A 23,121-nucleotide genomic window follows, 5' to 3' on the forward strand; every position below is an offset into this window, starting at 1 on the left:
ACTGAACGAAGCCTTGGCGATGCAGCCCAGCGTCGCCAAACGGTTCTTCGAGGGCAAGCCCTTCGAGGACTGGAAGAAAGTAAAGGAAGCCGAGTTGAAAACCCAAGCCGCAGCCGTTGATCGCCTGAACACCGTGATTCGCTCTATCGGCAATCTCGGCAAGGTGCTTGCCCGTCGGAGGATGTAAGGATGCTGGACGGACTTTCACCCGAACAAAAGGTAGGCGGCACCGCCGGCCTGATGCTGCTGGGCTTCATGATCCTTCGATGGATTGGCCTGCGCGTCAGCAAGGACGCCGTGACGCTCAAGGCCGATGCCTCTGACCGCGATGCCTTCACTCGCTTGCAGAAGCGGGTCGAGGACTTGGACGAGCGCCTTGCCGAAGTCGAGGCGGCGCGAAACCACATCTTCGGCTTCGTCACAAAGTGCATGGCGTACATCAGCCGTTGCGAGTGCGACGGCGTGGAACCGCCAACGCGCGAAGAGTTGCAGCGCGACTACTACGACCTGATCCAGGGCATGGCGGACAAATTCAAGAATGGGGGGTGATATGGCGACGCCTGAATCCAAACGGCTTATTCCCGCCGACTTCCATAAAGCCGCGCTGCTGCTGTCCGTGCCCGTGGCAGCGGTGAAGGCCGTCACCGAAGTGGAAAGCCGGGGCTCCGGTTTCTTCGACGATGGCCGCCCCGTCATCCTGTTCGAGCGGCACATCATGTATCGCCGCCTGAAGGATGCCATCGGCCCGCAACTGACCGAAACCTACGCCAAGAGCCACTCCGGCGTCGTCAATGCGACGCCCGGCGGATACCGTGGCGGCGTCGCCGAGTGCGACCGCCTGGACGAGGCGGCGAAGATTCACCGGGCCTGCGCGCTGGAATCGGCGAGCTGGGGCCTGTTCCAGATCATGGGCTTCCACTGGCAACTGCTGGGCTACGGCTCCGTGCAGGAGTTCATCAATGCCATGTACCGGGACGAGGCCGCGCAACTGGACGCCTTCGTGCGCTTCGTGAAGGCGAACCCGGCCATCTGGTCGGCGCTGAAGGCCCAGGACTGGGCGAAGTTCGCCAAGAACTACAACGGCCCGAACTACGCGGCCAACAAATACGACACCAAGATGGCCGCCGCCTTCGAGCGGCACGATACGGAACTTGCCTGACGGCAGAAAGGGGCACGATATGTCGCTCAAGGATCTCATCACCGACTACGACGGCGAAACGCTGGAAACGGGGCGAGTTGCCGCCATCGTCGGCATCGCCGCATTCATCGTCCTGGCTGCGTGGGGCGTGATCGCCCAGGGCAAGGACTTTGACATGCAGGCGTTCGGCATCGGCTTCGGCTCCCTTGTCGGCGGCCTGGGCGTGTACCTCATGGGCGACAAGAGCAAGCCCAAGGAGCACGCGCCGGGAGGCGAGGCGCAATGAACCCGCTCAACCCCTTGCTCTGGAAGGCGCTGGGCGTCATCGCCATGATCGCCGTGGGTATCGGGCTTGGCTACAAGGCCACGTCCGCTTACTACTCGCCCAAGGTGGCCGCGCTGGAAACGCAACTAAAGGCGGCCAACGACCGCGCCGATTCCTTTGAGCAGTCCTACAACGCCGTCGCCGCCGCCGCGCAGAAGCAGAACGACGAACTGACGAAGCTGGTTGCGCAGGCCGCCGAGCGCGAGCAGCAGGCCAAGGCCGCCGCCGACAAGGCAAAGGCCGAATCCGCCGGCTATCAGGCGCAGGCCACGAGCATCTTGCAGTCCCAGCCGCCAGTCGGCGCCAACGAGTGCGCCGCCGCGTCCGCCGCGTTCGACGCCGAACTGAAGACCGAGCGAGGGAAGCCATGAAGACCGCCATCCTCACCATCGCCCTTGCTGCGCTGACCTGCCTTGCCGGGTGCGCCACGCCCGCGCAGCGCGCGCCCGACGTGCAGCAGGTGCTTGTCCCTGTTCCTGTCCCGTGCAAGGTGTCCGCGCCGACGAAGCCGGCCTACGCCGTCGAGGCGCTTCCGCTGGGCTCCACCGTCTTCCGCCAGATGGCGGCCCTGCGCGCAGAGCGCAAGCAGCGCCAGGGCTACGAGGCCGAGCTGGAAGCCGCCATTCTGGCCTGTCAGTAGGCGGAAAACTGCGCCGGGTGCTGGGCAGGGCGTGCCATACAGTGCCTATGTACGTCTCCATCCCCTACGAAAGGACAACGACATGACCGTTTCTACCTCTGCCCTTTTGAAGGGGCACTACGACGCGACCCGCGCCTTGGGCGCGAAGGCCATTTCCAGCGACTTCTCTCTGGAAATCGAAGGCTTCGAGCAAAGCTGGCTCAAGTGCAAGCAGTTCCCGTGGCCGCAAACCGCGCCCGCCGGCGAAATCGAAGTGCCGATGCCGCTGGGTTCGATGATGTACCAGGCCCAGCAAAGCAAGATCGCCCACCAGGGCCAAATCTCCCTGCTGGAAGACGTGGCCGGCAGCGTCGATCAGATGCTGGTGAATCTCATCGCCAAGGGCGGCTACTTCAACGCCAAGGTGTACGAGGGCACGCCCCAGCAGTACCTGCGCGTCAAGCGCATCGTCGATTGCTTCATCCAGGTGGATGACCCCGACCGTGACTGGGAGAACCGCTCGCAGGTGCTGATGATTACCGGCACGGCGTTCTTCCACTACTTCGGCGAAATCGGCGCCGGCAACTCGAACGACTACCGCTAATGACGACGCTCTCCGCGCTGGCTACGCAGTTCGCCACGCAAGAGCGCCCCGCGGGCAATCTGCTGGACGAGGAAACGGTACTTGCGCAGGCAATGGCGGCTACCCGGTTCTATGCCGGGTACGCCGTCATACGCGCGCGCGAGAACGCCGACCCAGTGCCGGCCATCAATGGCGACCTGGAAATCACCGACCCCGAATGGGCGCTGATTCGCCCCCTGTTCCTGCTGTACGTCGAGCGTGAGACGGCCTTGCAGCTTGAAGCCTCACGCGGCATGGGTGTCGATCCCTTCGGGCGCAGCGCCAGCGAGATTGCCGGCGACATCGCCCAGACCGAAGCGGAAATGCCGCATAGGGCTTTCTTTCAACCCATCCTGACGGTGTAGCCGTGATCGTGACCTTCGCCGACGGTAAGCAGCTTCGCGGCGACCTCATCAAGTCCGCCACGCTGCGCTCCGACCTTTCCCCCATCCCTCTGACGCTGGAAGCCGAGATCCGGGCCGGCGATGAAGGGCTGGACAAGCGGCTGGCCGAGGGCCAGGTGCTGACCGTCGGAGGCGACGCGCTGCGCATCGTCAAGTCCAAGCGCATCGCCGGGCGCTCTTCCCAGGGGCAGCGTGACATGGAGGCGTACAGCGTGACCGCGCTGCTCGATGCCTGCCAGGGCGCGGCCTACGTGCGCCAGCGCGCCATCATAAAAGAGAACGCCTCGCTGGCCGCCATCTATCGGGCCGCCGGCGCGACCATCAAGGGCGTGGATGCCGACTTCCCCGTGCCGCGCTTCTACTGCCCCGTGGGCGACACCCCGACCTTCCATATTGCCCGCGTGCTTCAGGAAGAGGGCGGCGCGGTGCGCTGGAAGAACGGCAAGCTGCAATTCGTCCGGCTGGGCGACCTGTTCAAGCAGGCCACGGTGCTGACCCTGCCCGACAACACCAGCGAGGACGTGGAAAGCGGCTTCCTCGAACAGCATACCGTGCCCTGGTTCTTCTCGCTGGCCGCATCCGGCGCGGCTGTGTTCGGCAACCGCGACAAGCCGCGCGCGGTGCGCTACTCCCCATTCAAGGACGCGCAGCGCCTGCGCAACATGACGCGCTGCCTGGTGCATCGCAAGACCTCGCGGACAACCATGCGCGGGAACGTCGTGGCCGGCGACCTGATCGCCTACGCCGGTGGCGCGAAGCTGACCGTCATCACGGCGGCCCACGTCTTCAGCAGCGGCACGGACGACGGCGGCCAGCAGGAAGCCTATACCCGGCTCTGGGTGGGGAGCCTCGAAGAATGAAGGCGGGCGAAACCTACGGCTTCTGGCCGGGCCGCTATCCCGCCATCGTGCGCGGCTACGACGCGGGCGCGCGCATGTGCCGCGTGGAGATTCCGGGCCTGACCGATGGAGGCGACGTGCTGCCGCTGGCCGAGATCGAGTATTCCCTGGGCGACAAGTCGCGCACCGGCGAGAACGCTACCGAGGTCGAAATCACGGCGGGCGATACCGTCTGGGTGGCGTTCATCGGCGGCGACGCGCGCTACCCCATCATCACCGGCTACCGGAACCCACAGGCGGGAAATTCGACGGGCTGGCGGCGCTGGCACCATGCCAACATGGAGTTGCTCGCCGATGCGCTGATGAACCTGATCGCCCAGGGCGACGTGCTCATCAAGTCCGGTTCCCATGTGACGGTGCAGGCTCCTTCGGCCACGGTGCAGGCGGACGATACGCACGTCACCGGAAACCTCACCGTGGATGGCGCCATCGTCGGCAAGGGCGGCCTGGCCGTTTCCGGCGGCTCTGGCGTTTCGGTCGAGGGCAACATCGGCGTGCAAGGAAACATCGACGCCTCCGGCGCCATCATGGACGGCGGCGGAAACAGCAACCACCATTCCCATTGAAAGGGCTCACACCATGAAGAACCTGCTTTTCAGCTTTGAAGACCTGTCGGCCAAGGACAAGGCGGCCAAGCAGGCCGTTCGCTTCTTCTCGCGCGCCGGCGCGAACGTCGTGCAGCAGGACGTGCCGACCACCGTGAAGCGTTCGTCCGGCATCACCTACCGGGAAATGACGCTGACCTTCGCCGATTCCCAGCAAGTGGTGTTGCGCATCAAGCAGTCCGGCGACATCTTCCAGGTGCTGGTGAATGGCAAGGTGCTCCCCATCAAGAACCAGGACGACCATGTGAAGGCCATCGCCGAAATCGTGCAGGCGATGGACGCCGGGCGCGTGAAGTTCCAGAAGGTGCTCGCCGCCGCGAAGGTACAGCCGCCCGTCGGGATCCGCACCGCCGCACCGAAGATGGAGCAGGTGCTGACCCAGAAGCGCGACGCGCTGAAGGAATCTATCGCCTCCGTGCGCGAGCAGATCGCCAGCCTCGCGTCTGCCGCCTGATGCGATGAGCAGCAGTCCCGCGCCGCAGTCGCCGCCGGAAGCGCCGGCCAAGCGGCTGCGCGCGATGGCCGACGAAATGGCCGACATCGCCGCCGAGCTGGACTACTTCGGCGGCTTCTCCAAGAAGTCGCAAGCAGGCCGCGACCTGGCCGAAATCTGCATCCTCATCCATCAAGTTGCCGCCGACATTGAGGCGGAAAACCACCCGAAATAACGGGCAATGCGGGCCATACCATGCCTGCATGTCCCATACCCCTCTCCACCTCATCGAGCGCGCCGCCCACGAGGGCGCATTCGGCCAAAACCTGACGCCTGAACCGTCGGAAGCCCAGTGCCGTGCCGGCAGCTACAAGGTGGGGCGGGTGAGCCTGTACGGCCTGAATCTTGCCATCGAGCAGCCGCGCGGAAGCACGCGCTCCGGCGTGGATGAAAAGACTGGCAAGGCGTGGTCTAGCCGCATGGCGGCGCACTACGGCTACATCGGCGGCACAACCGGCGCGGACGGCGACGGCGTGGATTGCTTCATCGGCCCGCTACCCGAGTCGGAGCGGGCCTACGTCATCAATCAGAACATCGGCGGCCAGTTCGACGAGCACAAAGTCATGCTCGCCTTTCCCGACCTGGCATCGGCGCGCGCCGCCTACTTGAACAGCTACGAACGCGGCTGGGACGGGCTGGAAAGCATCGTCCCGGCTTCTCTTTCTCAACTCAAGTGGTGGCTGGACAACGGCGACCTGAAGAGCCCGCTTCGGGCCGACACCCTACCCAAGGAAGGACTTGACACCATGAAGAAAACTCACTGGAACACCGACGCGCTGCCCTACGACACCACCTTGGACAAGGTGCTGTACGACATCCGGCGCTCCGACAGCGGCGAGGGCCTTCTTCTGGATGCTGTGACCGCCCAGGAAATCATCGACGACGCCGAGGGCGCGCTGGCCTTCGACGCGCTGGTGACGCCCTACGCCAAGCTGGAACGCCGGATGGAACTGCTGCGCGGCAGCATGGAGCGCACCGGCGACAAGGTGAAGCCCATCGCCCTGCAAGTCACCGACCCGTTCAAGCAGCGCGGCGTCGCCAACGTGGCGGCCATTTTCGAGCTGTCCGACGGCCAGACCGTGACCATCTTCTTCCACAACCCCGACGTGACGCCGAACAAGATGGCGCCGGCGGATGAGGTTATCTCGTGGAAGTGGCTGCTGAACAAGAAGGACATCACCATCGTCGTCGCGCCGGAGCGCGGCGCCGACCTGAACATCCGCGAGGTGGCGCGCCGCATCATGCGCCTGGCCGAGAAAAACAGCGAGGCGTTCCAGCGCGTGAATGCCACGCGCGCGGCCCGGATGCAGAACATCCAGACCCTGAAGGAAGAAATCGCCACCCTGGAAACCGAACTGGCGACCGCCCAGCATGAACTCGAAGTGGCGAAGGTGGCCGCCGAGGGCAAGCCGGAGTTCGACCCGACCACGCCCGAGGGCTACGCCAAGGTGCGCGGCGACGAAGCCCTGCAACTCTACTGGCAAGACCGCCTCGACGCCTTCTTCCAGGGCCGCATCGTTGCCGTCCGAAATGCCCTGCGCGCGCTGGGCTGGGAGGGCCGCGAGCCGAGCGATACCCGCCTTTACAAGGGCGACGCCGAAGTACAGCCGACCTTTACGCACGTCGGCGCGGGCCGCAACGTCGCCGGCTGGGCCATGAACGGCATCGACGACGACCTGACCAAGACGCCGGAAGACTACGCCGCCCAGGTGGATGCGGCGGCGATGGCCGAGGTGGCGCGCCGCGTACAGGCCGCGAAGGAGGCGCAGCAGAAACCCGACATCACCTATCGCAACAGCGCCGACGGCCTCTTCACGTCGTTCTTCCCGAACACGCCGGAAGGCGAAAAGGCGTGGAACACTATCAACGCCACGCCGGGCGCTGAAGGCGGCAAGGTGCTGGCCGCCCATGCTGCACCGACCATCGCGCAACTGCGCGAGGCCGGCTACACCGTGGCCGAGGACACCAGCCCGGCGACGACGCCCGAAGAGGACGAAGCCATGCTGAAGGAGCTTGGCAGGGACAAAGCTGCTGCCGAGCAGGCCAAGAAGTCGGCCAAGTGGTGGGAGGGCTCTTTCGGCGAGAAATACGCCGCCGTGTACCTGCTGGGCAAGTCTCGCGGCAACGACTACCTGACGCTGACCGAGCAGGGCGGAGCCTACCTGGCGCACGTCAAGGACGGCACCCTGGGCCGCGAGCGGGTGGGCGCGCCCACCGAAATTGTGGAATGGTTGCGCTCCGATGTGTTCGTCGGCATGGGAGACGCCTTCGCCGGTAAGTCTCTGACCGTGGATGACGTGCGCGCCAAGCTCAAGCTGGTAAAGGGCGAGGACATCCTTTTTGGCAAGGCCGCCGGCCAGCAGGACGACGCCCAGAAGCTGATCGACGCCTACGTGCAGTCGTTCGCCGCCGCTGCCGCAGTGCTCAATGCCGCCGTCGCTGCGGTGAATTGGGACGGCATCATCGACACCCAGACCATGCGCGCCGAGCTCGACAAGCTGGGCGTCGCGTCGCGCACCGGCCAGTACGACATCATCGGCAAGGCGTCGCAGGCGCTGGAAGCTGGCGGCATCAAGACCTGGGACGAACGCCTTTCCAGCTTGCGCGAAGACCACGGTTTCGCCGCGTGGAGCACCGCCCTGGATGCTGCCGCTTCCGCGCGCGACCGGATTCAGTCCATCGCCAAGGAACGCCTGATCGCCAAGGGTACGTCGGAAGTTGCCGCGCTGACCCCCGAAACGCCGCTCGCCGACGTGGCTGCCGCCGTATTCCACAAGGCCGGCATCGACACCGGCAGTCAGACCCCGCAAATCGTCGCCGCCATCGAGGCGAAGGACGCCGCGCTGGCGTGGAGCATCTTGAGCAACCTCGACAACAAGTCCAGCGCCGAGATTTTCGAGCGCGCCACGGGCATCAAGCTGGCGAAGACCCAGCGCGACCGCCGCCCGCAGATCGACGAATGGGCGGGCATCACCGCCGAGAAGCGCGCCGAACTTGAAGCGCAGCGCAGCGAGGCCCAAGAGGCCAAGCGCCGCGACGATAACCTGAAGTGGGCATGGAACGGGCTGACTTCCATCAGCGTGCGCACGACCGACGGCACCGTGAGCAACGGGCAGGACTTCGTGAAATCGCTCTTCGAGCAGGGCTTCGGCGAGGTGGTGGCACGCAAGCGCGGCGCCGCGACCTCGTACTACGTCCGCAAGGGCGACCGCATCACGGGTCTGAAGAGCAAGAACTTCAACGGCTTCCTGAAAGCCGCGCTGGCCTTTGGCGGGCTGCGCCAGGCACTGGAATCGCTGGGCGTGGCGGAGCCGCAGACCGAGAAGACCGACGCCGAGAAAATCGCCGCCGTCGATGAAGCCTACCGCTTCACCAGTGCTACCGACGAGTTCAAGCTCTGGCTGTCGGAATCCGTGCTGAAGGGCGACTACTCGCCGTTCGTGACCGCGAAGGGCATGGACGAGGCCGCCAAGCGCCACGGTGCCGAAATCGAGTGGGGCGAGTTCGCTGGCGCCGCGATGGATTCCGTGCATACCGTCGCCGGTGAGCAGTTTGACGGCGGCGAGTTCGACACGCTGCGCGTCATGAAGAAGAACCCCAAGATCGAGGACGGCGACGTGCCGTCCAAGGCATCCCGCGATTCGCTGGTGGAGCGTGGCTACGTCGAACGCGGCGGCGGCTTCAACTGGCTGACCAACGAGGGCCGGGATCTTGTCGCGGCGCTCGACGACACCGGCCATGCCGTCGCAGCCCTGCAACAGGCGCTGGATGTGGTGAAGAACAATGAGCCCATCAACCGCAGCGAGGGGAACACCGAGCAAGCCGACCTCGAAGCCGAGGTAGCGGCCAGCATCGAGGAAGCCATCGCCATCCTGACCGAGGGCGACTACGAGCCGGACGAAGCCGAAGCCGGAGCCACGTTCGACGTGGAGACGGCCCTGGACAGCGCCGCCGGTTTTGAGGTGGAAACCGAGGTGCGCGCCATCGCGGCCACCAAGTCCTTGCTTAACGACTTCAGCGCCTTCCTGGCGTCGGATGCGAAGTTCGCCGCCGCGTTGGATGGCGCGCGTGAAATCGCCACCTTCGATAGCGCCATCGTGCCGCTGCGCTCCGTGATGTCCTTCGGCGCATCGCTCTCCGGCGTGGAAATGACCCAGGATGAAACCGAGCGCATGGGCGCTTTCGCGCGCGACGCCCGCACCATCAGCGACCACCTGACCGGGCGCGCCGTGGCGGAGAAGTCGCCCGCCCTGGACGGCGTGGATGACGACGGCTACGTGGGCAAGGTCAAGAAGGGCGACCAGGTGCTGGGCCGCATCAACATCGGCGACGACGGCAAGGCGATGGTGTATGTCGGCGAGGCCGGCGACGAGCGTGTGAAGGGCAACGAGGGGCGCCCGTTCATGTATTCCGAGGATGACGCCCCGGAAATGGTGGAAGCCCTGTTCGTCGCTGAAGAATCGCCCGCCGCATTCGTCGGCCCGGCAAAAGACCGCATGGACGCGCTCAAGGTGCTGACCGATACCGGCATGAACCGCTGGATGTCGGAAGCCCAAAACAAGGCCGTCATCGCCGGACTGATGGGCGAGGAATGGCAGTTCTTCGCGGACAAGATGAAGGAGCTGGCCGGCGTCATCGCCGCCATGCCGAAGACCTATGACCAGGACGGCAAGGGCGACGAGGCTGTGGCGCACCTGCACTACTTCCGTGGTGCGGGCGACTGGTGCATCACCGAGAAGGACATGGAAGGTCACGGCACCGAGCAAGCCTTCGGCTTGGCCGACCTGTACGGTGACGGCGGCGAGCTGGGCTACATCAGCATCATTGAACTCACGGAGGCCGGCGTGGAACTGGACTTTCACTTCAACCCCAAGACCATCGGGCAAATTCGCGGCAAGACTGCCGCCGAAGAGCAGCCCCAGCAGGCCGCAACCCCGGAAGCGACGCCTGCCGCTGCTGCGCCTACCAGCGACGCCGCCCAGGCTCTGCGCACCTTCGCCGCCGCCACCAACAACGAGCTCTACGACCCCGACTACAACGGCGGGGAGTGGATGATCGAGGCGGTGGAGACGCAGGAAAGCATCGCCGACTTCGTGACCGCATCCGCGAACTACCAGGAATCGACCGCTCCGAAGTTCGGCGAGATTGCCGGTTTCAAGTTCGTGGCCTTCTCGAAGGTGCAGGTGCGCAAGGGCGACCAGCGCCGCGAGCTGTCCGTGGTGGACTTCGGCTACGCACGCTTCGCGCTCAACGCCGACCTGACCAACTTCAGCTACGAGGTCTGGGACGGCACCTATCCCGACAAGACGGCGGCGGCTGACCAGAAGGAAGTTGATCGCGCGCTGTTCCAGTCCGTCATCGACGGCACGGTGCCCGACATTCTGGCCCCTGACCTCGCCGACACGCTGGAAGCCGCCTTCAACCGCAACCAAGGCGACCCTGCGCTTGTGACCCTGTTCGAGCAGGCTGTGTCCGCCTACCAGAACGCCATGCTGGCCGCTACCGCCAACCTCTCCTGAAGGGAAGAAAGACATGCTGAACCGTATCGCCTTCGATAGCGCCGTGGGAAAAGGCGGCGTGCTGGCGCGCCTGAAGCTGGCCGCGCGCGCGAACCAGATCCGCGTCGAACTGGGCGCAGGCCAAACGGCCACGGGGGGGCGCTACCGCCCAGGCTGAAGCCGCCGCGCCGCCGGATGCCGTCGCCGGCGATGACGCCCCGCCCGCGCCGCGTAACCAGACGGCCCAGTATTACGAGTTCGACCCGAACCGCAAGCCGGCCCAGCGCAAGAAGGACAACACCGCTGCGATGGCTTTGCTCCGTCGCATCGACGCTGGCGAGGTGGATGCGGCGCGCCTGACGCCGGAAGAAAAGCTGGTGCTGGCGAAGTATTCCGGCACCGGAGGCGCGCTCATCGGCGCCGACGGCAAGAAGGGCAGCGCCTACGAGTATTACACCCCCAAGCCCATCGCAGAGGGCGTCTGGGAGCTCATGGGCGAGCTGGGCTTCTCGGGCGGCAAGGTGCTCGACCCGTGCGCTGGCGTGGGCGTCTTCGGCGCGACCGCGCCCCTGTCTGCCGCTATCGATGCGGTGGAGCTGAATGAAACGTCGGGCCGCATCAACGGCCTGGTGAATGACGGCCCCGGCTACACCGCGACGGTTTCCCCGTTCGAGAAGGTGGCCGCAGCCACGCCGGACGAGCAGTACGACGCGGTGGTGACGAATGTCCCCTTCGGCGGTGTCGCTGACCGCGGCGGGAACCAATTGCTGGACAGCCGCTACCAGAAGAAACCGCTGCAAAACTACTTCATCCTGCGCTCACTGGAAAAGCTGAAGCCGGGCGGCCTGGCCGTGTTCATCACGCCGCCGCGCTGCGTCTCCGGCAAGGGCGGAAAAGAAGAAGAGTTGCGCGTCAAGGCCAGCTACGTGGCCGAGTTCTTGGGCGCCTACCGGCTCCCCAATGCCGTATTCGGCACGGCCAGCGCGGGCACCATGACGGACGTGATCGCGTTCCGTAAATACAGCCGCGACACCCTGGACAAAATCGCCGAGCTGCTCGAGCAGTCCCCCAAGGTGCTGATCGAGGCGAACGTGCAGTGGCAGCCCTTCATCGAGGGCCGCTACTTCGACGGCGAGGGCAAGCGGTTCGTGCTGGGCGAGTTCGTTCGCAAAGACCCGGCCAAGTTCCGCGACGTGGATCGCGTCATCACCAAGGCCCCCATCAGCGAAATCGCGCGGATGCTCAAACGCTTCCCCGATTCGCGCGTGAATTGGGACGTGCTGGGCGAGGCTGAAACCACGCCCATCATCTACCGCGACGGCGACACCATCACCCAGGCCGGGCAGACCCTGCAAATGCAGGACGGCCGCTGGGTTCCGATGGCGCGCAGCGAGGACAGCGCCAGCATGGCCGACCTCGTGGGCAAGATGCAAGACCCTTACGCCGCCTTCGAGGCTGGCGCCACCTGGCCGGACGCTGAAAAATGCGTCGATTACATGGTGGAAAACTCGCAGTCGCTGGACATCCCCGACTGGCTGCGCGGCGCAATGGCCGAGATTCGCCGCCTGAAGACCGACGGCGACCGCGCCCAGTTCTGGAATGCCGGCATCGTCGGCATGGCTGCCGCCCAGGTGCTGCAAGAACGTCTTGGCGAGGAAACCGGCGTCAATTTCTTGGCCGAGTATCCGGCCCTGTCCGACGCCATGCAGCGCGTCGCCGGCGTCGCCAAGAAGCGCCCGTCGGCGCTGGGCGGAAAGCTGCGCGACGGCCTGCTGACCATCGGCAACCACTACCAGAAGAAGACCGGATTTTCGGCAGTCTGGCGCGGCGACGTGCAGCAGGCAGCCCCGAGCGTCGAAACCACGGCGGATTCCACCTTCGCGGGCTTGCGCTACAAGACGAAATCCATCTGGGCCGGGCTGGACGACGCCAAGGCCATCTACGGCGAGGGCTTCGACCCGCACGCCGACCCGGCTTGGTGCCTGTCGCCGGACGGCAAGAGCGTCACGCGCGCGGACGATTACTACGTGGGCAACTACGCCGACTTCCTGACGCGCGTGGATGCCGACATCGCCAGCGCGGCCACCGAGGAAGTGCGGGCCAAGCTGCTGCGCCAGAAGATGGACGCCGCCGCCCGCATCGACAAGGTGGATGTGTCGAAGCTGACCTTCAACCTGTTCAGCCCGCACGTCTCCCTGGAAGAGAAAGCCGACTTCCTGCGCCGCTTCGTGCATCCGTCCGCCGCCGTCATCTACGACGAGCGCACGGGCGAGAAGCGCGTGGACATCGACGTGCCGGGGAGCAATCTCACCGACCGCGAAAAGCTGCTGAACCGCATCGGCGACTACCTGAAGAACGGCACGATCACCCTGGGCGGCGTCAAGCTGGGCATGGAGGACGCCAAGGCCCTGCAAGAGCTGCGCCGCATGGTGAATACCGCCAACGAGCAGTTCAACGGCTGGGTGCGCGGCAACCGCGCCATCGTGGCCCGGCTGGAAGCCATCGCATCCGACCCGGCGAAGCTGCGCTTCCGGCAGGTGGAGGACGAGGCCCCGATGCCGATTCCCGGCATGAACGCCGACCTGACCCTGCACGGCTACCAGAACGCCTACGTGCGCAAGACCAGCCGCGAGTTCGGCGGCATCAATGGTTTCGGTGTGGGCTTGGGCAAGACCTTCACGGCGCTGGCCGCGACCCAGTACGCCCAGAGCATCGGCGTCAAGGCCAAGACGGCCTTCGTCGTGCCCAACTCCGTGCTGTCGAACTGGCGCAAGGAAGCCTCGCGCGCCTATGCCAGCACCGATGATTGCCTGTTCATCGGCCTGCGCGTGGGCAAGGACGGCAAGGCGACCGTCAGTTCGTCCAACTTCGACGCCGACCTGACGGCGGTGATGGAGAACCGCCACAGCAAGATTTTTATGACCCTCGAAGCCTTCGAGCGGATCCGTCTGCGCGACGACACCATCAGCGCCTACGAGGCGTTCATGCGCCAGGCTGACGCCAGCTTCGCCGAGAGCATGGACAAGAAGGAGGACGAGCGCGCCAAGGGAAAGCAGGCGGGCCTGCTGGCCGTCCTGTCGGACAAGCGTGGCGGCGCGCCGTACCTCGAAGACATGGGCATCGACAGCGTGGTATTCGACGAGGCCCATGTCTTCAAGAACTCCGCCCAGACGGTGGACTTCAAGAGCGCCAAGTTCCTGTCCTTGTCGCCGGCGTCCCGGCGCGGTATCGACGCGCAGGCCAAAGCCTGGTTCATCCGTGGCAAGTCCGAGCGCAAGGACGGCGTGCTCATGCTGACGGCCACGCCGATCACCAATAGCCCGCTGGAAATGTATGCGATGCTGTCTCTGGCCGCCGGCCACGAGCGCGTCAATGATATGTGCCTGGGCATCCGGGGCGCCGACAACTTCATGGAAATGATGTGCGCCAAGGAGAACCAGGACGACGTGACGATGGACGGCGTGGCGCGCACCACCGACGTGTTCGTGGGCCTGAACAACGTGGGCGTGCTGCGCAAGGCCATCGGCGAGGTGGCCACCATCAAGAGCGCCGAGGACGTGGGCGAGCAAATCGTGGTTCCCGACCGCGAAGAGAAGGCCACGCCGGTAACGTTGCCGCCGGACATCGTGGATCGCCTGAAGCTCTACAAGGGCGCGTTCCGCTGGGCCATCGACCTCATTTCCGAGAAGTCGCCGAACCGTGGCGACCAAGCCGCCTACGACCAGGTGGCGGAGCACTTCGGTGAGGAATTGAACCTCATCGGGCACCCCTTCAATCTCATCAACAAGATGACGCTGCTGATTGCGGATCCCGAGCTCGACCAGCGCGCCACCTTCTACAGCTTCATCCAGACCCAGGCCGCCAAGGCCAAGGACGCCATCGCCCAGTTCAACGGCAAGAAGTTCATCGAGGAACGCCCCCGGCCCGGCCCCATGACCGACGAGAAGGCCATCGTCGGACACCGCACCATCAAGGACGCCGCCGGCCAGGAAACAGAACTGCTGAAGATTCAGGTGCAGGCCAAGGTCATCGACGGAAACCGCGTGGTGATCGACACCATCGACCCCGACACGCAGAGCGCCTTCGAGGCCATCGCCGAAAAGCTGGGCCTCGACCTCGACGTTTCCGTGCCGCCGAAGCTGGCCGCCATGCTCGAAAACTTCCAGCACGAGCAGGCCAGCCCGCGCGGCATCGACGAGAACGGCGCTACGGCGTCCATCGTCAAGCAAATCGTGTTCTGCGACATTCTCCCGCTGCACAACAAGATCAAGCGCCTGCTGACCCGTCGCGCCGGTATCCCGTCCGCTGCTATCGCCGTCATCACGGGCCGCACGAACAACTCGCCCGACGAGATTCTTGCGGTGCAGGACGGCTTCAACGCCGCCGGCGAGGACAACAAGTACCAGACCGTCATCGCCAACGAGAAGGCCGAGGTGGGCATCAACCTTCAGAAGGGCACGCAGGCAATCCACCACCTGACCATCGGCTGGACGCCGGACAGCCTGGAACAGCGCAACGGGCGCGGCGTGCGCCAGGGCAACAAGACCCAGCGCGTGAGCCTCTACTACTACGATGCCGACGGCACCTTCGACACCAGCAAGCGTTCGATGGTGAACAAGAAGGCGGACTGGATCGGCCAGGTAATGGACGTGAACGGCACCGGCAGCGTGGCCGTCACCGGCGGCCTGTCGAAGGAGCAGATGGAAGCCCTGATCGACGTGGTGGGCGACGCCGACGCCATGCGCCGGATGCAGGAAACCATCGCAGTCAAGGAGGCGCAGGCCCGCGCGGCCAATAACCGCGACCGCCAGATGATTAACCTGGACACCATCCGCAAGCAAAATGCCTTCCTGAACGACAACAAGAGTGCGGACAGCTTCATCATCCGCAAGGTCATCGGCCTCTGGAAACTGGAACGGCAGGCCGCCACCCTGCGCGACCGCATCAGCAACCCGAAGGCCACGGCTACCGCCGTCGCCAAGAACGAAAGCCTGCTGGCCGAGCTGACCGCCAGCATGGGCGGCCTGCGCCGGCAGATCGAGGAATCGGCAACCCTGTTCCGCACCGAGTGGCGCGCCGGCGGCCAGGTGAAGGAAGCGGCCACGCTGGACGCCTTCTTCTCTGCACTGCGCAGCAACCCGAGGAAGCAGAAGGACGACGACATCGAATCCATGCTGCGGGGCCGCACCTATCCGGCGTTCGCCATCGAGGCGACCGAGGGCGGCCCCATCACCAACGAATGGCAGGCCGAAGTGGATATGGCCCAGTCCATGATCGCGGAATCCAAGACCAACTTCGCGCGCCAGGCCGAGGAATCCGGCGGTTACCCGGCGGGCGTGGCCGAGGACATCGCCGCCGGCAACGGCATCATCTACAACGGGAAGCCGCTGCTGGACGGCACCTTCGTCCGCGTGAAGGGCGGGCTGGCCGTGCTGTCCCTGGTTAAGGGCGTCCCGCGCGCCTTCGGGCGGATGCTCAACGGCCAGCCGCTGGCGGCCAACACCCAGGACGTGCTCGCCGGCGAGTGGGTCTATCGCGGCACCGCCGACTACGATGCCTGCATCACCGACGCCGCCAAAATCGAGGACAAGGTGAATGGCGGCGGAACCATTGAAAACGGCTTCAACGAGGTCGTGCCCGAGGTGGCGCAGCGCCGCAAGAGCGAGGCGCTTGTGGCGTACAACACGCTTGGATACCTGTTGCCGCAGCCATTCTTCCCATACGTCATCGACGCGGAAGAAGCCGGCAAGACGCCGGTCATGCAGCGCATCTTCGACAGCCAGAAGGCCATCATCCGGTCGTTCAACAGCGATGGGCATTTCGTGGTGCCGAGCGATACGGCGGTGGAGCGCATCGCCGGCGGCTATGGCAACAGTGGCGACAAGCGCCGCGCGGCCATGCGCGAGTTCGCCACGGCGAACGGCCTGAAGCTGACCATCGCGGACTTCGACAACTTCGATATGTGGGTGCAGAACGAGATCGAGAGCAATGTCTCGCTGGATGCCCTGAAGGCTGCGCTGACCGGGGAGAGCGAGCCGGAAATCATCGAGCAGGCTTCCGCCTTCATGCGCGCGGCGGCGCCGTGGTTCGACTGGCAGGCGAAGGATCCGGCCAGCGACTATCTGCCGTACCAGTTCAAGTGCGCCATCGAGGAAGCTGTGCGCAAGGTGGTGACGGGCGGCCAGCCCAAAGGCGACCTGCCGAACGACGTGGTGGGCATCAAGGGCAACACCCGTGCCTGGAAGGAAACCATCAAGCAGTGCGCCGGCGTGGCCGGGAGCGGCAAATTCAAGTGGGACGGAGACGCCCTGACGTGGAACGTGTATCGTTCGACGTGGGAATACCTCATCAAGACCTACCCGAAGGCGCAGGAACAATTGGAGCTCGCCCCCGCCACCCGTGAAATCTGAAGGGAAACATCATGGCCTATACCGAATACAAGTTCGACAAGAACACCATCAAGGCTCTGGTGACGGAGCGCGCTGCGGGACTGCGCGCGAACCGGGGTTTCTCGAACCTGCTGGGCTTCGGGCTGGGCGTGGTGGCGGAGCGGTTGCAGAAAGACCCGCGCCGCTACCGCGACTATGGCCCGTACTGGTGGGCGCTGAAGGACGAGCTGAAGGCGGGTGGGTTCGATCTGGGCGACCAGAGCGACCCGCTCATCAAGCGGGCCTACCAGGGCGAAAGCGGCGAGGAAACCCTCATCATGGCCGACGAGTTCCGCGCGGCCTACCTGGCGTCGAACATCATCTACAGCAACCAGTTCCTGCTCGACGCCGACAGCCCGGACTTCTACACCCTGTTCGACAAGGACATGGAGTTTCCGACGCAGTAACCCTTCTCATGGCGCGGCGGTTGCCCGCCATTGCGCGTCCTTTATCGTGAGGCGGAAAACAGGCCGATAGTGGCACGGCGGGGCATCCTACCCTTGCCGCATGGCCGATATTTCCAACACCCCCGTTCCGCCCAAGCCCGGCTTCCTGGCCCGGCTTGGCCTGTCCCGCAAGCGGTGGGCATCGTCGCACATCGCGCCGGCGCAGCAGATCACGGCTTCCGATGCCTTCATGTACGGGGCCGGAACGACCACCATTGCATCGCTTCTGGGTTCCGGCAGCAAGGGCGCGCGGGCGCGGCAAATCATCTACGAAAAGTGGTCGATGATGGAGGGCGACCCCATCATTTCGACGGCTCTCATGCTGCTGGTCACTTCGGCCCTTGGTGGGCACGAAACCAACGGCGACCTCGTTTTCGTCGAAAAGAAGTCCGAGACGAAGAAGGACAAGCGCCTTTCAGCCATCGTCGATGACATCGCCGCCGAGTTGGCGCCGCTCTTCAACAAGACGGCCTTCCAGGCGGCTTACATCGGCGGTGCATTCGGGGATTCCTACGCGCGCCTCTACACGAACTCGCGCGGCGTGGTGGACATCCACATGGACGAAACGATCCGCCCGCCGATGGTGCAGCCGTTCGAGCGCGGCAGCCGCACGGTGGGTTTCGCGGTCTATACCGGCGAGAAGGGATTTGAGCGCCTTGACGTGTCACAGATGGCCCGCTTGAAGATGCCGCGTGTCCAGTGGGTGCCGCAGTACGGCGTCGTCGAAAAGGCGGTGCGCCTGGCAATCTCCGAGGACGACATCGACAGCCTGCCCATCATGCCCAGCATGGTCGGCGGCTCTCTGCTCTACAGCGCCGAAGGGCCTTACGACAATCTCACGGCGTCCCTGCTGGGCTTGGTCGGGCAGCGGTGGATGGATTCGATTGACGAGCAGATGGTGGCGGTCAATTTGGAATCCATGAACCTCGATCAGCAACAGCGGTTCGTCGAATCGGTCAAGGCTATGCTCATGGCGTCGAAAGCCTACGCCGAGCAGGCCGTGAAAACTGGCCGCCCGGTCATGGAGCGGATCCGCCACATCATCCCGGTTTTCAACGAAAAGCAGCTTTCCACGGTGGGGCCGGCGAACGGCGGCGCACCTGGCCGCGCTGCGACCATCAGCATCGAGGACGTGATGCTGCACGCCCGGATGCTGGCCGGCGCGCTGGGCGTCGATTTGTCCATGCTGGGTTTCGCTGACCAGCTTTCCGGCGGCTTGGGTGAAGGCGGCTTCTTCCGCGTGTCCGCCCAGGCTGCCGAGCGAGCGCGCATCATCCGCGTGGCGCTGGCCGACTTCTTCAACCACGTCATCGACATCCACACCATGCGCCGCTACGGCGTGGTGTTCGACCCAAAGGAACGCCCCTGGACGATCAACTTCTTCGGGTCTATTTCGGCCCTGGAAGCCGAGAAGCAGCGCACGCGCTCCGATTCGATGAATGCGGGAATGCTGCTGGCCCAGGCCATGCAGATGATGAAGGAGCTGGGCGCGAGCAAGGAGGTGATGACCGAATTCCTCGTGAAGACCATGATGCTTGACGAAGACCAGGCCAAGCTCTACGCCAGCGTCGTCGATGCGAAGCCGCCCGAGGACGACGGCGGCATGGGCGGCGGCGGATTCGGTGGCATGAGGGGCTAACCCATGTCCCTCTACAACAACATCGCGGAGAGCCTTTCCAGCAACGGCCTGTTCGGTTCCATCAAGTCGGGCCTGAACTCCGTGCTGGGCAGCGCCGGCAGCGCGGCATCCGATGCCTTGGGCGGCGGCAAGCTGGCGAAGACCGTAACCAGCATGGGCCAGAGCATGGCGTCGAACGCCGCCATGAACCTGGTCAATAAGTACGTCCCGCTTCAGGCCCAGCGCATGATTAACGTGGGCGGTGGCGCCCTGGGCGATGTCCTGCAAGGCAACTGGGAAGACGCCGGGATGCGCCTGCTGGATTCCGGCCTGCTGAACGACCTGCTGCCCGGCATGGGCGGCGTCGCCTCGCAGACCATGTATTGGGGCTCGCCCACGCCGCTGTTCGGCGGCATCAGCCCGACCGAGGCGCGCAACATCTACGACGACATGCGCGGCCAGAAGCTGGCGAAGAAGAACCTCTGGCTGATCGAGGTTTCGAGCCGTCTCAACGGCGATATGTCGCAGCGGTTCAACCTCTTCGCAACCGAGGTCGAATACGAGCCTTTCATCATCGCCGGCGAGAAGCGCCGCGTCGGCGGTGCCGTCATCGACGCCGTGCAGGGCGCGGAGCCGGTGGAGTTGCGCCTGACGACCATCGACGACCAGCAAGGCACGCTCAAGCGGTGGTTTGCCGCGCACCACGGCACGGCGGCCGCCCGCGACGGTACGGTGGGAGTGCCGGACAGCTACGCCATCACCATCAAGGTAGTCCATGCCTTCATCACCCGTGGCAGCAACCGGGGTGGATACGAGGACATCGGCATGTTCCGCCCGGCCAACATGGCCGTGAGCCTGTCCCGCCGCGAGGACGGGCTGGAAGAGGTGCAAATGTCCTTCTCCCAACTCGACACCTTTATGAGGCCGTAGCATGGCGCTCAAGCACGACGCACAAGGCTTCCTGACCGGCGACCCCATCGACATCGGGCGCGCGCTCAAGGTCTGGGATGACATCCACGACGATGTGCGCGCTATCCGGCGCGCGCTGACCAGCGGCACGTCCGGCGGGTCAGCGCGACCTGGCCGCGCCGACAAGACCAGCAACGAGGTGGCGCGCCCGATGGCGCCCGCCCCGAGCACTCCCCGCAGTTCCAGCCAGATCCCGGCGCTGCTGCGCAAGACCGCCACGCCGCAGACCGGCGGGGCCAGCGCCAGCGCAATCCGACGCGACGCCCAGGCGGTAGAAGTTGCCGGGCAGGCGGTGGCCGCAGTGCGCGCGGCCAGCCAGGCCACGCAGCGCGCCATCGCCAAGCCGGTATCGCGCGATGGGCGCGGGCGCTTCGTGCGTGGTGAGGGGCGCGGCGGCTCTGGTGCGCCCGGTTCTGGGGGCGGCAATGGCGGCGGCGGAGACGGAGAAGAAACCGGCGCTCTGCGCGGCGTCTCCGACCGCATCGCCGGGGCCATCAGGGAATCCGGTAGCGGAATGGAGGAAGCCGACCCTGCCGTAAAGGCCATGAACGAGGTGGCGCGCCCGATGGCGCGCGGCTACGAACTGCTGACCGGCGGCAGCCGCGAGAAGCGGCAGGAAGGCTGGCTGCGCCGCATCTGGACTTCGCTGACCGGCTTCCGCAAGGACGAAACGACCTTCAACAAGGCGGCCAACAAGAGCCTGAAGAACATCGAGGAAAAGCCGGACGACGGTGCGAAGGGCGGGTCTGGCCTGCTGGGCGGCCTGTTCGGCGGCCTTGGCCGCGCGCTGACGCGCATCCCGGTTGTGGGCGGACTGCTGGGAGCGGGCGGTGGCCTGCTCAAGGGCGCGGGCCGCCTGCTGGGCTTCGGGGGCAAAGAAGCCGCCGCAGCCAGCGGGGCCGCGAAAGAGGCCGGGCTGTTGGGCAAGGCCGGCGGCCTGCTGAAGGAGGGCGGCGCGCTCTCCAAGATGGGCGGGTTGCTGAAGCGTGTCCCGATTCTGGGGGCGCTGCTGGCCGGCGCCGGCGCGGCGGCGGATGTGTATTCGTCGGAATCCGATGACACCCTGTCGCGGCGCGAGAAGGACAAGAAGACCGGGGCCGCCGTCGGCGGGTTCGCCGGCTCGATGGCCGGCATGGCCGCCGGTGCGGCTGGCGGTGCGGCGCTGGGCACGCTCATCTTCCCTGGCATCGGCACGGCCATTGGCGGCGCTATCGGCGGTGCCGTGGGCATGTTCCTGGGCGACGACGCTGGGAAGATTCTCGGGGACACCGTAGGCGGCTGGGTCAATGACCTGCGCGCCGCCGACATCCCCGGCATGATCGGCAACGCCTGGAACGAGGTCAAAGTCACGGCGCTGGGCACCTTCGACTGGGTGAAGTCCGGCTGGGATTCGGTGGTTGGCTCCCTGCAAAAGGGATGGGACGCCACCATGACCGCGTTCGCCGCCGTGGGCGACACCATCAAGAAAGCCTGGGGCGGCTTTGTCGATACCGCGAAGGCTGGCTGGGAATCCGTGTCCGGCGCGTTCGCGTCGGCCTACGAAGGGCTGAAGTCCTTGCCCGGTATCGGCCCTGCCATCAAGGCCGCCGAGGCAGGCGCGCGCAAGATCGCTGAGGTGGCAGGCGCGGTGAAGGATGGCGCCGTCGAACTGGGCGGAAAGGCTGCCGATGCTGTCCAGTCCGGAGCGAGTACCGCATGGAACGCCACGAAGAACGCCGCCGGCAGCGCGTGGAGCGGCACCAAGGACTTCGCCGCCAGTATGGTGCCGCAGGGCCTGAAAGACCGCATCGCGGCGCGCCGCGCGATGGAAACCGGGGCCGATTACAAGCAGGGCAACATCGCCGGGCTGGACGATGCCCACACGCGCGCGCTGGTGGCATCCACCGCCGCGACCGAGAGCGCCGGCGGCAAGCTCGACGTGGTGAATTCCGCCGGTTACATGGGCCGCTACCAGGCCGGCGCGGGCTGGCTGGCGGATGCGGGCCTCATCAAGGGCGGCAGCGCAGCGGTGCAGGCCGTCATGAAGGCTGACGGCTTCAGCAACGAATACAAGTGGGGTCAGGCCGGCGGCATGTCGAAGTTCCTGAAGAACGCCGACAACTGGAACGGCGGCATGAGCTACGACAAGTACCTGGGCAGCGCCGACGCCCAGGATTCCGCTTTCAAGACCAACTCCGACAAGTCCTATGCCCGCCTGCTGGCGCGTGGCGTCATCAAGGAGGGCATGAGCCAGGACGAAATCGCCGGGATCCTGAAGGCCCGCCATATCGCCGGCGAGGGCGGCGCGGCGCAGGCTGCACGCGGCGAATCCGGCCCATCCGACGCCAACGGCACGTCGGCCCTGAAATACAAGAATGACCTGGCCGCCGGCAACATCTACGCCAAGGCATTCGCCGGCCCCGATGGTGCCCCGGCGACGCCCGCCGCGCCCGCGCGCCCGTCCATCGCATCGGTGGCCGCGCCCGCCGCGCCGGTGGTGGCGAGCGCCAGCGCGCCGGTGGTGCCGTCGGCGCCCAGCGTGCCGTCCGTGCCCGAGGCCCCGCCGGTGACGGTGCCGATGGCGTCCAACGATTCCGGCAAGCCCATCCAGGTATCCATGCCGTCGCCGGATGTTGGACAGGACGTGCGCGACCGGGGCATCGCCCACGTCGCCACGGGCGGATTGAGTGCATGAAATGAACAGCACTGCGCAACCCTGAACGACAAAAAACAACCCGGAAAACAGCGGGTTTCCTGTAGTTGCCAGCACCGCACACTTTCAGCATGGCGACGATCACGGGAAAAGACATTCAGGAAATGGTGCGGCACTGGCTGAACACGCCGGTGGAGGGCTATTTGGGCTCCGGTTACGGCCAGGACGCCAAGGCCCTGCTGCAACTGCCGCAGGCTGACGGTGCGCCCGAAGCCTTCCTCGAAAAGATGCGCCAGGACATCCCAGCGCTTCAGGCTCTTCCCCCCGGTTCGCTGAACCTCTACGCCGTGCGCACGCCACCGGACAGGGTTGATCTGTTCGTGGATGTGGCCGGCGTGGCAATTCAAGTGCCGGGGGCATAGAGC

The 23,121-nt window shown here is 65.5% G+C and carries 20 protein-coding genes; all 20 read left to right on the forward strand.

Features of this window, described 5'->3' with window-relative positions; all coding sequences use genetic code 11:
* The first annotated feature begins 19 nt into the window (after positions 1-19).
* The 20 genes from GAK38_RS01955 (at position 20) to GAK38_RS02050 (ending at position 23,118) form a co-directional block, all read left to right on the forward strand.
* A complete protein-coding gene (locus tag GAK38_RS01955; RefSeq protein ID WP_325340976.1) occupies positions 20-187 on the forward strand; it encodes a hypothetical protein in 168 nt (55 codons plus the stop codon).
* A gap of 2 nt (positions 188-189) precedes the next feature.
* Positions 190-549, forward strand: coding sequence for a hypothetical protein (locus tag GAK38_RS01960; RefSeq protein WP_325340978.1), 360 nt, complete (start codon positions 190-192; stop codon positions 547-549).
* Between the two features lies 1 nt (position 550).
* Complete coding sequence (locus tag GAK38_RS01965) at positions 551-1,159, forward strand: N-acetylmuramidase family protein (RefSeq protein WP_325340980.1); 609 nt, start codon at positions 551-553, stop codon at positions 1,157-1,159.
* A 19-nt stretch (positions 1,160-1,178) separates the two neighbouring features.
* Positions 1,179-1,424, forward strand: coding sequence for a hypothetical protein (locus tag GAK38_RS01970; protein ID WP_058379123.1), 246 nt, complete (start codon positions 1,179-1,181; stop codon positions 1,422-1,424).
* Complete coding sequence (locus GAK38_RS01975; protein WP_325340984.1) at positions 1,421-1,834, forward strand: hypothetical protein; 414 nt, start codon at positions 1,421-1,423, stop codon at positions 1,832-1,834. The genes GAK38_RS01970 and GAK38_RS01975 overlap by 4 nt, the downstream gene beginning before the upstream one ends.
* Positions 1,831-2,103, forward strand: coding sequence for a hypothetical protein (locus GAK38_RS01980; RefSeq protein ID WP_325340986.1), 273 nt, complete (start codon positions 1,831-1,833; stop codon positions 2,101-2,103). Before GAK38_RS01975 ends, GAK38_RS01980 begins: the two co-directional genes overlap by 4 nt.
* An 82-nt stretch (positions 2,104-2,185) precedes the next feature.
* Entirely contained in the window at positions 2,186-2,686 is a 501-nt protein-coding gene (locus GAK38_RS01985) for a hypothetical protein (protein WP_325340988.1), read from the forward strand.
* Positions 2,686-3,069 carry a hypothetical protein gene (locus GAK38_RS01990; protein WP_058379119.1) on the forward strand — a complete coding sequence of 128 codons (384 nt, stop codon included), beginning with the start codon at positions 2,686-2,688 and terminating at the stop codon, positions 3,067-3,069. The genes GAK38_RS01985 and GAK38_RS01990 overlap by 1 nt, the downstream gene beginning before the upstream one ends.
* Before the next feature lie 2 nt (positions 3,070-3,071).
* The gene (locus GAK38_RS01995; protein ID WP_325340992.1) at positions 3,072-3,968 is read left to right on the forward strand and encodes a hypothetical protein; all 897 of its coding nucleotides are present in this window, start codon (positions 3,072-3,074) and stop codon (positions 3,966-3,968) included.
* Positions 3,965-4,573, forward strand: a complete 609-nt coding sequence (locus GAK38_RS02000; protein ID WP_325340994.1) for a hypothetical protein — start codon at positions 3,965-3,967, stop codon at positions 4,571-4,573. The genes GAK38_RS01995 and GAK38_RS02000 overlap by 4 nt, the downstream gene beginning before the upstream one ends.
* A gap of 13 nt (positions 4,574-4,586) precedes the next feature.
* Positions 4,587-5,066: a hypothetical protein gene (locus tag GAK38_RS02005; protein WP_325340996.1), complete on the forward strand. Its 480-nt coding sequence runs from the start codon at positions 4,587-4,589 to the stop codon at positions 5,064-5,066.
* A 4-nt stretch (positions 5,067-5,070) separates the two neighbouring features.
* The gene (locus GAK38_RS02010; protein WP_325340997.1) at positions 5,071-5,280 is read left to right on the forward strand and encodes a hypothetical protein; all 210 of its coding nucleotides are present in this window, start codon (positions 5,071-5,073) and stop codon (positions 5,278-5,280) included.
* 28 nt (positions 5,281-5,308) lie between these two features.
* The gene (locus GAK38_RS02015) at positions 5,309-10,624 is read left to right on the forward strand and encodes a hypothetical protein (RefSeq protein WP_325340998.1); all 5,316 of its coding nucleotides are present in this window, start codon (positions 5,309-5,311) and stop codon (positions 10,622-10,624) included.
* Between the two features lie 13 nt (positions 10,625-10,637).
* Entirely contained in the window at positions 10,638-10,781 is a 144-nt protein-coding gene (locus GAK38_RS02020; protein ID WP_325341000.1) for a hypothetical protein, read from the forward strand.
* Between the two features lie 130 nt (positions 10,782-10,911).
* Positions 10,912-17,013: an Eco57I restriction-modification methylase domain-containing protein gene (locus tag GAK38_RS02025; RefSeq protein WP_325341002.1), complete on the forward strand. Its 6,102-nt coding sequence runs from the start codon at positions 10,912-10,914 to the stop codon at positions 17,011-17,013.
* 11 nt (positions 17,014-17,024) lie between these two features.
* Positions 17,025-17,438: a hypothetical protein gene (locus GAK38_RS02030; RefSeq protein WP_325341004.1), complete on the forward strand. Its 414-nt coding sequence runs from the start codon at positions 17,025-17,027 to the stop codon at positions 17,436-17,438.
* Between the two features lie 100 nt (positions 17,439-17,538).
* A complete protein-coding gene (locus GAK38_RS02035; protein ID WP_325341006.1) occupies positions 17,539-19,116 on the forward strand; it encodes a hypothetical protein in 1,578 nt (525 codons plus the stop codon).
* 3 nt (positions 19,117-19,119) lie between these two features.
* Positions 19,120-20,025: a hypothetical protein gene (locus GAK38_RS02040; RefSeq protein WP_325341008.1), complete on the forward strand. Its 906-nt coding sequence runs from the start codon at positions 19,120-19,122 to the stop codon at positions 20,023-20,025.
* Between the two features lies 1 nt (position 20,026).
* Entirely contained in the window at positions 20,027-22,738 is a 2,712-nt protein-coding gene (locus GAK38_RS02045) for a hypothetical protein (RefSeq protein ID WP_325341010.1), read from the forward strand.
* Between the two features lie 89 nt (positions 22,739-22,827).
* Entirely contained in the window at positions 22,828-23,118 is a 291-nt protein-coding gene (locus GAK38_RS02050; protein ID WP_058379109.1) for a hypothetical protein, read from the forward strand.
* Positions 23,119-23,121: the final 3 nt, after the last annotated feature.

The organism is Xylophilus sp. (assembly GCA_009914555.1).
Lineage (GTDB): Bacteria > Pseudomonadota > Gammaproteobacteria > Burkholderiales > Burkholderiaceae_C > WNDY01.